This window comes from Acinetobacter sp. CIP 64.2 (genome assembly GCF_000369645.1).
GTDB lineage: Bacteria > Pseudomonadota > Gammaproteobacteria > Pseudomonadales > Moraxellaceae > Acinetobacter.
Genome location: NZ_KB850126.1, coordinates 73,288 through 85,228 on the forward strand (window position 1 = coordinate 73,288; position 11,941 = coordinate 85,228).

Consider the following 11,941-nt stretch of genomic DNA (forward strand, 5'->3'; position numbering starts at 1 on the left):
TTTTAAATGGCTGATAAACGATTAACAAAAGTAGCGACCAAATTATTAGAAGGTTATCTAATTGACCAGTGGAGTGATTTTGAGAACTTTGAGTTTTTGAATGATGTCGAATTTTTAGATCAACTAAACAACCATATTAGTTTTCTAGGCAAAAAGTGTATTCAGACACCGTGCGGTGGTGGGTATTTCCTGATTTACCTTGATATTGAAAGTGACCCTGAGATCAAAAAGGTCATCACCAAACAGTTTGAGGAAAACGTCAGCAAAATGGAGCCACTTGTGGACTGGCTGCGACTGTTCAGAAAGGCAGGGGGGCGCAATGAACCTCTGATTGGAGGCGACAGAATTACGTCTGGTGAAATCCTGGTTGAAGTGGAGAAGTCCAAGCATGTCCAAAAAGGGCTAAAAGAACTCTCTGCAAAGTTGGGTAAGACAGCAAGCACAGTGAAAGACCAGATCAACGGTGTTATTCAGTTTTTGGTACAGCGCGAATATTTAGTGCCGGTTGGGGTTGTGGGTACTGAGTTTTTGGCAACTTCACGTTGGTCGATTTTCTACGATGAAGCTGAGTACCTTGCCGAACACAATGCGATTGATATCACTCAAACAGATGATGTGGAGCAGGGCGAGTTACTATGATCGACTTCGTGAATCCGGCTGAACGTGGGGCGAAGGTTTTCTCTGCAAACATTGATGCTATTGCCGAAGCAATCATGTTTACCAGTTCGTCTATTCAGGTCAATGAATCAAACAAATCCTTGATTGATAATTTGCTGTCTTGCGATCTTGGGTATCTGGATGCAGAAAAAAACACGCTGCATCTAAGAAACTTCGTCATTGAGTTTGTGAATTTCTATAAAAACAGAAAGAAACGCAACATTTCCGCACCCGACATTAGCGGTCTGATTGATCGTATCAAAACGGTGAGTACCGACTATGCCTTGTCAAAAGTCGAGGACCCGGAAAGTGCCGAAGTATTAAAGGTTGAAGCAAGTGACCTGATTATTGAGCTTTCAAACAATATCAGCGAGAACATGACCAATTTTGCCGATCAGTGCTTTGAGTATCTGTCGCTGTTCAACAACTACGACATGAAAATGCGTAAGGCTGAACAAAGCTTAAAGACTGCCAAAATGCTAATTACGGCACTGGAAATCCTTTCACCAAATACGATGGATGAATTGGCGGTAGGTGATGCAGACTTGCAGAGAGTGATCTCCAAACGTCTCAAGCCAAGCGTGTTTGAAGCCATTGAAGAAATGAACCACAGCCATCACCGACTGGACAAGCAACTCTTTGAATGGAAAAAGGACATAAAAACCCAGGAGCGAATCAATCTGATTGATGCGCTGCACCGTCATTTTGCCAACAACCGGACGCTGAATGCCGATATTGATTTCAACAAGGCACCTGATAGCTTCCGTCGTGTACCACTTATCAAGCTGAAAGCTCGTGCCGATATCTACCTTGAGGATTTTGAGAACACTTTATCTGCGGTAGCTCAGACAGCCAATCAGAAGCGTGTTAAAAAAGATGGTCCAGTTGTTGAAAAAAAACGCCCACCGGTAGAGAAGGCAACGCATACGATAGTGAAGGCAGTCTCACCTCTGGATAAAGCTGCATTTTTCTTCTTTGACGCTTTTGGCAGTCAGGCAATCAATGAAATATCAGCAAAGAACGCCTACATACGCCTAGAGCCTGGATGCAAATTTGAATACTGGATTAGTCGCCTCCTGTATGAGTTTGAACTCAACCACTCAAACCATCTTGAGTTGCAGTTAGTGGGTGAAACGGATGCTAAATATAATGGCAACTACTACATTTCAGATATCGTGTTTCGTCGCAAAGACAGCAACAGAAAGGTGATGCAATGCGCTTAGGGCAAAGAGAACTCTCAATCATTCAGACGGTTTTACAGCTTAAAACCAGAGTGGTGAAGCTTAACAAGACATGGACAATGCTGAACAAAGACATGCAGATCGGTAGCATCATCAAACGTGAGCTGCATCTAAGTGAATCAGATCTTGATGTGCTTCGGGTTCTGTACGGAAAGCATGTAAAAACGGAGCCAGAGGTAACGTATGACTCCAATGCAGACCGAATATCGCTTGCTGATCATCGTATAGATGAAAAGTCTGGCAATGCCAGCGTTTTCGGTGAGCAGCTTTGGTTTGCTGCGATCAATGCACAACTACCGTTAAAGTCCGGTGAGATGCACATTGCACATCCTGGCGTGACAACAGCCGTGTCCTTAGAGCATCTTGCAGTAGAAAAAATCAGGAAGCTGATCATTATTGAGAATGGCACTATGCTTGTACGGATTTCGGACTGGTATCAGCAAGTTCCACTCGAATGGCAAGACAGCCTATTCCTTTACAGGGGGCATGGTAAGAACTGCCGGTCAGTCAATCAGTTGCTTGAAGTTCTGCCAGAAGAATGTCCGGTAGCGGTGTATACCGATTTCGACCTGTATGGGTTGAATATCGCCAATAATTTCAACCTGATCAGACCAGTCTCTGTGATGGTTCCCCAATGTTGGCAAAGCATTAAAGAACAACACCCTGATAACAACTTCTATAAGTATGTAGACCAGTCAGAGTACATTTCGGATTTGTCGGAAACCGAAGGCATGTCGGAGCCGATGAAAGCGATCTTGAAGCATGTGAACTTCAATAAAGTTGCAGTTATGCAAGAGAACGTGAACCGGCTTGGTCCATTGGTGTGTATAGCAATTTAAGGGCACTGTTGCAAAAGTTCAAGGTGTTACTTTAGACTATACCCTAAAATTACATTTTAAAAGTTCTTAAAAACATGTACCATTTAAATGTTTTTTAATCATAAGTAACATGTAACTTTGGTATTAAAGATTTATAATTTACGAAATTGTTCATTTTTATCCAATTGGGGCGTAAAAAGTGAAAGGCCAAAAAGTAGGCTATGTGCGAGTGAGTTCGGTCGAGCAAAATACGGGACGTCAACTTGAGTGAATTGAAGTCGACCGGATTTTTGTTGACCGTGCTTCAGGTAAAAATACCGACCGACCGAAATTTCAGGAAATGTTGAATTATGTCCGGGAAGGAGACCAGGTGATAGTACATTCCATGGATCGTTTTGCGCGAAGCTTAAAAGATTTGGTGACTGAAGTGGATAAACTGGTCAAACGAGGGATTGCCATCCAGTTTGTAAAAGAAAATATTACTTTTACGGCCCAATCCACCCCGATGGATAATTTGATGCTGCAACTGATGGGTGCTTTTGCACAGTTTGAACGTGAGATCATTTTAGAGCGGCAAAAGGAAGGAATTAAACTTGCCTCTTCTCAAGGGAAGTACAAAGGCCGGGTACATAAATTGAAACCTGATCAGGCTGAAGCTTTGCGACAAGACTGGAAGGAAGGGAAGTACCCTTCAAAAATGGCATTAGGCCAGGCATTTGGAATTAGTCGCCAAGCGGTATATCGGTATTTAAAAGCCGGGAAATAACTCAATTGAAATTGGCGACTATATTTAGTTTAGCTTATGAAAATCGTGAAACGTTGATTAAATAATAAGTGCAGAAAGCAAAGAGTTACTAATTTTATACAATATAAGTTTTTGATTTATAATTAATTAACTCGATTGCAATCTAGCTTTTTCAGCAACGATTTATCTTTTTTAAAATAGTATTAATTTATTTTTTTGAGAACAAACCTTAACAAAATTACAAGTTTGTAATTTTGTTGTCATTCTGATGTATATATTTACTCATTATTATAAGTAAAGATTTTTTTGCTCAGTTCTATGTTGTAAATTCCAGCAATTATCATAGCCACGCAGCTGTTACTGAAGAGAATAGTAAGAAGTTAATATTTGCTGTAGGTTTGACCACTACTTTTTAATCGTAGAAATTATAACCGTTTTTATTACTCAAAGTTTAACTTTTGTGATTGTCTAAAAACACATAGCGGTCGAATGGCCATATTAACTGACTTAAAATCAGTCGCATACTTTAATGTAGCGGTTCTGATAGCACAAAAGTTCGCAGCATGAAAACGGAACCGGCATAATTGATTTATAGTGAACCCATACACTAAGCATAATGATTTAGAGGACGATAATCCCAATGAAAAAATTCCTTTTAGGAGCTGTTGCCGCATCTGTTTTGGCCTTTTCAGGCAATGCTATGGCCAATTTTGTGGCAGGTCAGGACTATCAGGTGGTTGCAAAACCAGTCAAAGTCGAAAAACCGGGCAAAATTGAGGTACGTGAATTCTTCTGGTATGGCTGTGGTCACTGTTTCGCGCTTGAACCACATATGCAGGGCTGGTTGAAAAAATTACCAAAAGATGTACGTTTTGTACGTACACCTGCTGCAATGAACCCGCTTTGGGAACAGGCTGCACGTGCTTATTATGTTTCAGAAGCCCTGGGTGTGCGTCAAAAAGCACATTTACAGTTATTCCATGATATTCATGACAAGCAGCGTCCAATTTTAGAACAGGCACAATTGGCCAAGTTCTATACCCGTTATGGTATTTCTGAAGAGAAATTTAACACGACTTATAAATCTTTCCCGATCACTTCGAAAATTGCCCAAGCCAAAAATCTGGCTGCTCAGTATCAGTTAAGTGGTGTTCCGGCAGTGACCGTGAATGGTAAATATATTGTGCAGGGTAATGATGCCAAAGTCATTCAGGTGGTGAATTACCTGATCGAGAAAGAGCGTAAAGCCAAATAAGACGCGATTGATTATCTCTAAAAAAAACCTGCATCGAATCTGCAGGTTTTTTTATTTAAACTGGAGGAATGGTTATTTACGTCCTGACTGCCGGATCTGGTGTTTCTATCGGCGGGCGATACCAGTGTAAAATTCCTCGGAATAAGAGCTGCATCTGCAACACGCTTTGCGCTTTAAAGGCATGGGATTGCATATGAATCGTGGATTGTATCTTTACCCGTTCATACCCGATATCTTCATTCAGAAAATGAATTTTCCTTTCTATTTCAAAACGCAGCACTGCCGAGGCGCCCCGACGCTCTACAACAAACAAATTCTAATCTAAGATTTACATAAATAGACTGATAAAGTTTAAAAGGAATAAATATTAATTTAAACAACATGGAAATTCTTGTTAATTTCAACAGAAATATGAACAATTTCTTCATGAATTGACAAAGCTTTACGAACTACCTCTGCTGTTAAGGAGTCATTAACTGTATTTAGGGATAAAATACATGAAAATTTACTTCTACCTACTTTCCAGACATGCAGATCAGTAATCGTAATTTGGTTATCTAATTCCTCTACAACTTCCTGAATCTCCTTTACTACAGGATGTTCCATCTCTGCATCAAGCAATGTTTTACCTGTTTCTCTAATCAATCCCCAAGACCATTGTGCTACAAGCACTGCACCTACGATCCCTAGAATTGCATCTAAAAAATCCCATCCAAAATACTTCCCTGCGAAAAGTGCAATAATAGCTAATACAGAAGTTACTGCATCTGCTACTACATGAAGAAAAGCGGCTTTCTGGTTTAAGTCATGGTCATCATGAGAGTGATGATGATCGTGGTGGTGGTCATGGTCATCATGAGAGTGATGATGGTGGTGGTGACCATTTTCACGTAGTAACCAGGCACAAATAAAATTAACGATCAAGCCAACAATCGCAATTGAAATTGCCTCGTTGTAGTGAATATTCACAGGATTGAATAAACGTTCTATCGATTGAACACCCATGAATACAGCAACAACCATCAATAAAATGGCACTCGAATATCCAGCTAAGATTTCTATCTTCCATGTACCGATACAGAATCTCTGATCACGAGCATATTTTCGAGCCATTTTATAGGCAAAATAAGCTAAGCCCAATGCCAACATATGAGAACTCATATGCCATCCATCAGCCAATAAAGCCATGGAATTAAAGAACCATCCTCCAAAAATTTCAAACACCATCATTACACCAGTGAGGATGGTTGCGATTAAAATTTTCTTTTGTGCTAAAGGATTTCCTTCGTCAAATTGATGCGAATGGTCACTTTTAACATTATTTAGATATTGCATTTTATTGCACCACAATTAATACTCCCCCATAGTATATGTTCTTGAGGTTGAATAGTATGTCTCACTTAAATCAGAACAAAAAAATTTTAAATCGGATTAGACGAATTCAAGGTCAAACCAATGCCCTTGAACAGAATATTTTAAATTCTGAAAATTCTTGTATTGAGGTATTACAGCAAGTTGCAGCAATTAAAGGTGCGATAAATGGCTTAATGAGGGCACTGTTGCAAATAGGCTGACATGATAAGCTAAATATCTTATTTATTTCGAGATACAGCAGATGAATCCCTTCCACGGTCGGCACTTTCAAGGTGAAATCATTCTTTGGGCTGTTCGTTGGTATTGTAAATATGGCATCAGCTATCGTGAACTTCAGGAAATGCTCGCTGAACGTGGAGTGAATGTTGATCACACCACAATTTATCGCTGGGTTCAGCGTTATGCTCCAGAAATGGAAAAACGTTTACGTTGGTATTGGCGTAATCCTACAGATCGACATTTATGGCATCTGGATGAAACTTACGTAAAAGTGAATGGCAAATGGGCATATCTATACCGTGCAGTTGACCAACGTGGCCATACTCTTGATTTCTATCTTTCTGCTAGACGAAATACCCATTCAGCTTATTGTTTTCTTGGTAAGATTTTGAATCATGTCAAAAAATGGCAGATTCCACGAGTCATAAACACTGATAAGGCTCATACCTATGGCCGTGCTTTGTCGCGACTAAAACAGGAAGGAAAGTGTCCTGAAGACCTGGACCATCGACAGATTAAATACAAGAATAACGTGATTGAATGTGATCATGGCAAGCTCAAACGGATCATCAAGGCTACGTTGGGATTCAAGTCTATGAAAACGGCTTATGCCACAATTAAAGGAATTGAGGTTATGCGTGCTCTACGCAAAGGACAAGCTTCATTATTTTATAACGGTAATATTCTAGGAGAAGTTTGGCTAGTAAATAGAGTTTTCGGTCTCTAAGCTTTTTTGAAGGGAAAATCATTGACTCAGATCCCTATTTGCAACAGTGCCGTCAAAACTGCAAGTATGCAGTCTTGACCAGGCATCTAGGGGTCGTCTCAGAATTCGGAAAATAAAGCACGCTAAGGCGTAGTCACCCCGTGACTCCCCCGCGCCGATGCAGCGAGCTTCGTTCCGTCTTGCAGTGACGCAATCAGCGGGCAGGAAACGTTCCCTTTCCGCGCATGGCAGGCGCACACCAGTTCAGACAGCACGGCCTCCATGCGTGCCAAGTCGGCCATCTTCTCGCGCACATCCTTGAGCTTGTGCTCGGCCAGGCCGCTGGCTTCCTCGCAATGGGTGCCATCCTCCAGCCGCAGTAGCTCGGCGATTTCGTCCAGGCTAAAGCCCAGCCGCTGGGCCGATTTCACGAACCGCACTCGTGTTACATCCGCCTCGCCATAGCGGCGAATGCTGCCATAGGGCTTGTCTGGCTCCGGCAGCAGGCCCTTGCGCTGGTAGAACCGGATGGTCTCCACATTGACCCCGGCCGCCTTGGCAAAAACGCCAATGGTCAGATTCTCAAAATTAATTTGCATATCGCTTGACTCCGTACATAACTACGGAAGTAAGCTTAAGCTATCCAAACCAAATTTGAAAGGACAAGCGTATGTCTGAACCACAAAACGGGCGCGGCGCGCTCTTCGCCGGTGGGCTGGCCGCCATTCTTGCGTCGGCCTGCTGCCTGGGGCCGCTGGTTTTGATCGCCTTGGGGTTCAGCGGGGCATGGATCGGCAACCTGACGGTATTGGAGCCGTATCGGCCGATCTTCATCGGCGCGGCGCTGGTTGCACTGTTCTTTGCCTGGCGGCGCATCGTCCGACCGACCGCAGCCTGCAAGCCGGGCGAGGTGTGCGCGATTCCGCAAGTGCGCACCACCTACAAGCTCATTTTCTGGTTCGTCGCCGTGTTGGTCTTGGTCGCGCTTGGTTTTCCCTACGTCATGCCATTTTTCTACTAATCAGGAGTTCATCATGAAAAAGCTGTTTGCCTCCCTCGCTCTCGCCGCTTTCGTTGCCCCCGTGTTCGCCGCCACTCAGACCGTCACGCTGTCCGTGCCTGGCATGACCTGCGCCTCTTGCCCGATCACTGTCAAGCACGCGCTTTCCAAGGTTGAGGGCGTGAGCAAGACCGACGTAAGTTTCGACAAGCGCCAGGCCGTCGTCACCTTCGACGATGCCAAGACCAACGTCCAGAAGTTGACCAAGGCGACCGAGGACGCGGGCTATCCGTCCAGCCTCAAACGCTGATCCGTTAACCGAACTCGGGAGCGACACATGGGACTCATCACGCGCATCGCTGGCAAAACCGGCGCGCTCGGCAGCGTCGTTTCCGCGATGGGCTGCGCCGCCTGTTTTCCTGCCATCGCCAGCTTTGGCGCGGCCATCGGACTGGGCTTCTTGAGCCAGTACGAGGGGCTATTCATTGGCATCCTGCTGCCGATGTTCGCCGGCATCACGTTACTCGCCAATGCTATCGCTTGGCTCAATCATCGACAGTGGCGACGCACGGCGCTCGGCACGATAGGCCCGATCTTGGTGCTGGCAGCGGTGTTTTTAATGCGGGCTTACGGCTGGCAGAGCGGTGGACTGCTCTATGTCGGCCTGGCCTTGATGGTTGGGGTGTCGGTCTGGGATTTCATCTCGCCAGCACATCGCCGCTGCGGGCCGGACAGCTGTGAATTGCCAGAACAACGTGGCTGACGGCAACAGCCGTAGCCACCACAGAAAAGGAAAAATACATGACCACCCTGAAAATCACCGGGATGACCTGCGACTCGTGCGCGGCTCACGTCAAGGAAGCCTTGGAGAAAGTGCCCGGCGTGCAATCGGCGCTGGTGTCCTATCCGAAGGGCACAGCGCAACTCGCCATTGAGGCGGGCACGTCATCGGATGCGCTGACTACCGCCGTGGCCGGACTGGGCTACGAGGCAACGCTTGCCGATGCGCCACCGACGGACAACCGCGCCGGCCTGCTCGACAAGATGCGCGGCTGGATAGGGGCCGCTGATAAGCCCAGTGGCAACGAACGCCCGTTGCAGGTCGTCGTCATTGGTAGCGGTGGCGCGGCAATGGCGGCAGCACTGAAGGCCGTCGAGCAAGGCGCGCACGTCTCGCTGATCGAGCGCGGCACCATCGGCGGCACCTGCGTCAACGTCGGCTGCGTGCCGTCCAAGATCATGATTCGCGCCGCCCACATCGCCCATTTACGTCGGGAAAGTCCGTTCGACGGCGGTATCGCGGCGACTGTGCCTGCGATTGACCGCAGCAAACTACTGGCCCAGCAGCAGGCGCGCGTCGAAGAACTGCGCCATGCCAAGTACGAAGGCATTCTGGACGGCAACCCGGCCATCACCGTTGTACATGGTGAGGCGCGTTTCAAGGATGAGCAGAGCCTGGTCGTCCGTTTAAACGATGGTGGCGAGCGCGTGGTAGCTTTCGACCGCTGCTTAGTCGCCACGGGTGCCAGCCCGGCCGTGCCGCCGATTCCGGGCCTGAAAGAGTCACCCTACTGGACTTCGACCGAGGCCCTGGTCAGCGACACCCTTCCCGAACGCCTAGCCGTGATCGGCTCGTCGGTGGTCGCGCTGGAACTGGCGCAAGCCTTCGCCCGGCTGGGCAGCCAGGTCACGATCCTAGCTCGCAACACGCTGTTCTTCCGCGACGACCCGGCCATCGGCGAGGCCGTTACAGCCGCGTTCCGTGCCGAAGGGATCAAGGTATTGGAACACACGCAAGCCAGCCAGGTCGCGCATGTGGACGGCGAATTCGTGCTGACCACCGGGTACGGTGAAATACGCGCCGACCAGCTGCTGGTCGCCACTGGCAGGGCACCGAACACGCGCAGCCTGGCATTGGAAGCGGCGGGAGTCGCTGCCAATGCGCAGGGGGCCATCGTCATCGACAAGGGCATGCGCACCAGTACGCCACACATTTATGCGGCTGGCGACTGCACCGACCAGCCTCAGTTCGTCTATGTGGCGGCAGCGGCCGGCACCCGTGCTGCGATCAACATGACTGGCGGCGATGCGGCCCTGGACCTGACCTCAATGCCGGCCGTGGTATTCACCGACCCGCAGGTCGCCACCGTGGGCTACAGCGAGGCGGAAGCACATCACGACGGGATCGAGACCGACAGTCGCACCTTGACCTTGGACAACGTGCCGCGTGCGCTTGCCAACTTCGACACACGCGGCTTCATCAAGCTGGTCATCGAGGAAGGTAGCGGACGGCTCATCGGCGTGCAAGCGGTGGCCCCGGAAGCGGGTGAACTGATCCAGACGGCGGTGCTCGCCATTCGCAACCGTATGACCGTGCAGGAACTGGCCGACCAATTGTTCCCCTACCTGACCATGGTCGAAGGGCTGAAGCTCGCGGCGCAGACCTTCAGCAAGGACGTGAAGCAGCTTTCGTGCTGCGCCGGATGAGGAAAAGGAGGTGTTCAATGAGCGCCTACACAGTGTCCCGGCTGGCCCTTGATGCCGGGGTGAGCGTGCATATCGTGCGCGACTACCTGCTGCGCGGATTGCTACGGCCGGTCGCGTGCACCACGGGCGGCTACGGCTTGTTCGATGACACCGCGTTGCAACGGCTGCGCTTTGTACGGGCTGCCTTCGAAGCGGGTATCGGCCTGGACGCACTGGCGCGGCTGTGCCGGGCGCTGGATGCTGCGGACGGTGACGGTGCGTCTGCGCAGCTTGCCGTGTTGCGGCAACTCGTCGAGCGTCGGCGCGAGGCCCTGGCCAGCCTCGAAATGCAACTGGCCGCCATGCCAACCGAACCGGCACAGCACGCGGAGAGTCTGCCATGAACAGCCCAGAGCACTTGCCGTCTGAGACGCACAAACCGATCACCGGCTACTTGTGGGGCGCGCTGGCCGTGCTCACCTGTCCCTGCCATTTGCCGATTCTCGCCATTGTGCTAGCCGGCACGACGGCCGGCGCGTTCATCGGGGAGCACTGGGGTATTGCAGCCCTCACGCTGACCGGCTTGTTTGTCCTGTCTGTGACGCGGCTGCTGCGGGCCTTCAAGGGAAGATCATGACCGCTTCCCAGCCAGCCGAGAGTGGGCAGCTTTGAGCTTCGCTACCAATCTGGAGGAGTACCACCATGAACGCAAACGCCCCGAACACTGCCAGTTGCACCACCTGCTGCGTATGCTGCAAAGAAATTCCGCTCGATGCCGCCTTCACCCCGGAAGGCGCGGAATACGTCGAACATTTCTGCGGGCTGGATTGCTATGAACGCTTCCAGGCACGCGCCAAGGCCGCGACAGAATCTGACATTGCGCCTGTCCCTGGCGGTTCGCAGCCGTCAGATTGAAGCATGGTCTATTAATACATTTATTATTAGATCACTCTGCTAAAAATTTTAGTTAGACCACCTAAGCAATTTAAGTTTAATAAGTTTAATAAGTTTAATAAGTTTAATAAGTTTAATAAGTTTAATAAGTTTAATAAGTTTAATAAGTTTAATAAGTTTAACTGCTATAAAGTGGTATTGTTCACTAGTACACTCATTTATGAAGGATTAAAGGTAACCATCCGATAAAGCACCCAACACATCCCTCGCTTCAGTAGCTTTGCAGTAAGTACTAAATTCAAATCCCGTATGTAGATATATTCGCCTTTTGGATGGAGAACAAGCTCTGCACCACCAAAGCCCACATTTATTACATTGCCTTACCCTGCAACGTTTAATCCATCCATTACAGCAATACTACCCGTTCACATTACTTTATCTCGGCTGATAATCAGCGTAGTAACTTTAGCCAATCTCGCTGCAATTTCCATGTCAGGAATTTGTCCACTTATTCCAATGATGATGAGAACTGCAGCATTGACTTAGATCGCCAGTGCTCAGTACTG

General features: G+C 47.9%; 14 protein-coding genes and 2 pseudogenes. 14 read left to right on the forward strand and 2 right to left on the reverse strand.

The features are described from left to right. The first annotated feature begins 6 nt into the window (after positions 1–6). The 5 genes and pseudogenes from F895_RS00110 to F895_RS00095 all read left to right on the forward strand — a co-directional run bounded on the left by F895_RS00110 (position 7) and on the right by F895_RS00095 (position 4,716). Complete coding sequence (locus F895_RS00110) at positions 7–639, forward strand: condensin complex protein MksE (protein ID WP_004676008.1); 633 nt, start codon at positions 7–9, stop codon at positions 637–639. Beyond that, positions 636–1,880: a hypothetical protein gene (locus F895_RS00105; protein ID WP_004826997.1), complete on the forward strand. Its 1,245-nt coding sequence runs from the start codon at positions 636–638 to the stop codon at positions 1,878–1,880. The genes F895_RS00110 and F895_RS00105 overlap by 4 nt, the downstream gene beginning before the upstream one ends. Then, on the forward strand, positions 1,871–2,737 hold the full coding sequence (locus tag F895_RS00100) for a DUF7281 domain-containing protein (protein WP_004676005.1): 867 nt from the start codon (positions 1,871–1,873) through the stop codon (positions 2,735–2,737). Before F895_RS00105 ends, F895_RS00100 begins: the two co-directional genes overlap by 10 nt. Before the next feature lie 178 nt (positions 2,738–2,915). After that, positions 2,916–3,482, forward strand: a pseudogene (locus F895_RS0119185) (recombinase family protein). 619 nt (positions 3,483–4,101) lie between these two features. Continuing rightward, on the forward strand, positions 4,102–4,716 hold the full coding sequence (locus F895_RS00095; RefSeq protein WP_005245012.1) for a thiol:disulfide interchange protein DsbA/DsbL: 615 nt from the start codon (positions 4,102–4,104) through the stop codon (positions 4,714–4,716). A 372-nt stretch (positions 4,717–5,088) separates the two neighbouring features. Here F895_RS00095 and dmeF read toward each other — a convergent pair whose 3' ends face one another. After that, positions 5,089–6,051 carry a CDF family Co(II)/Ni(II) efflux transporter DmeF gene (gene dmeF / locus F895_RS00090; RefSeq protein ID WP_005245015.1) on the reverse strand — a complete coding sequence of 321 codons (963 nt, stop codon included), beginning with the start codon at positions 6,049–6,051 and terminating at the stop codon, positions 5,089–5,091. A 56-nt stretch (positions 6,052–6,107) separates the two neighbouring features. Between dmeF and F895_RS00085 the strand changes: the two are divergent. Continuing rightward, positions 6,108–6,281 (forward strand): annotated as a pseudogene (locus tag F895_RS00085) (metal-sensing transcriptional repressor); the annotation flags it as partial. Positions 6,282–6,331: 50 nt separating this feature from the next. Then, complete coding sequence (locus F895_RS00080; protein WP_001067793.1) at positions 6,332–7,036, forward strand: IS6-like element IS1007 family transposase; 705 nt, start codon at positions 6,332–6,334, stop codon at positions 7,034–7,036. A gap of 122 nt (positions 7,037–7,158) precedes the next feature. Here F895_RS00080 and merR read toward each other — a convergent pair whose 3' ends face one another. Next, positions 7,159–7,614: an Hg(II)-responsive transcriptional regulator gene (gene merR / locus F895_RS00075; protein ID WP_001166628.1), complete on the reverse strand. Its 456-nt coding sequence runs from the start codon at positions 7,612–7,614 to the stop codon at positions 7,159–7,161. A 71-nt stretch (positions 7,615–7,685) separates the two neighbouring features. On the opposite strand from merR, the gene merT reads away from it, so the two are divergent. From merT to F895_RS19820, 7 genes are all read left to right on the forward strand, one after another. Then, positions 7,686–8,036, forward strand: a complete 351-nt coding sequence (gene merT / locus F895_RS00070) for a mercuric ion transporter MerT (protein WP_001294659.1) — start codon at positions 7,686–7,688, stop codon at positions 8,034–8,036. Between the two features lie 13 nt (positions 8,037–8,049). Beyond that, the gene (gene merP / locus F895_RS19815) at positions 8,050–8,325 is read left to right on the forward strand and encodes a mercury resistance system periplasmic binding protein MerP (protein WP_004178136.1); all 276 of its coding nucleotides are present in this window, start codon (positions 8,050–8,052) and stop codon (positions 8,323–8,325) included. A 27-nt stretch (positions 8,326–8,352) separates the two neighbouring features. Then, positions 8,353–8,778, forward strand: coding sequence for an organomercurial transporter MerC (gene merC / locus F895_RS00065; RefSeq protein WP_000522997.1), 426 nt, complete (start codon positions 8,353–8,355; stop codon positions 8,776–8,778). A 38-nt stretch (positions 8,779–8,816) separates the two neighbouring features. Then, positions 8,817–10,502 carry a mercury(II) reductase gene (gene merA / locus F895_RS00060; protein WP_000209293.1) on the forward strand — a complete coding sequence of 562 codons (1,686 nt, stop codon included), beginning with the start codon at positions 8,817–8,819 and terminating at the stop codon, positions 10,500–10,502. Between the two features lie 17 nt (positions 10,503–10,519). Next, positions 10,520–10,885 carry a mercury resistance co-regulator MerD gene (merD, locus tag F895_RS00055; RefSeq protein WP_001277463.1) on the forward strand — a complete coding sequence of 122 codons (366 nt, stop codon included), beginning with the start codon at positions 10,520–10,522 and terminating at the stop codon, positions 10,883–10,885. Next, on the forward strand, positions 10,882–11,118 hold the full coding sequence (gene merE / locus F895_RS00050; RefSeq protein WP_001087807.1) for a broad-spectrum mercury transporter MerE: 237 nt from the start codon (positions 10,882–10,884) through the stop codon (positions 11,116–11,118). Before merD ends, merE begins: the two co-directional genes overlap by 4 nt. 65 nt (positions 11,119–11,183) lie before the next feature. Further along, positions 11,184–11,396 carry a DUF3330 domain-containing protein gene (locus F895_RS19820; RefSeq protein ID WP_000993245.1) on the forward strand — a complete coding sequence of 71 codons (213 nt, stop codon included), beginning with the start codon at positions 11,184–11,186 and terminating at the stop codon, positions 11,394–11,396. Positions 11,397–11,941: the final 545 nt, after the last annotated feature.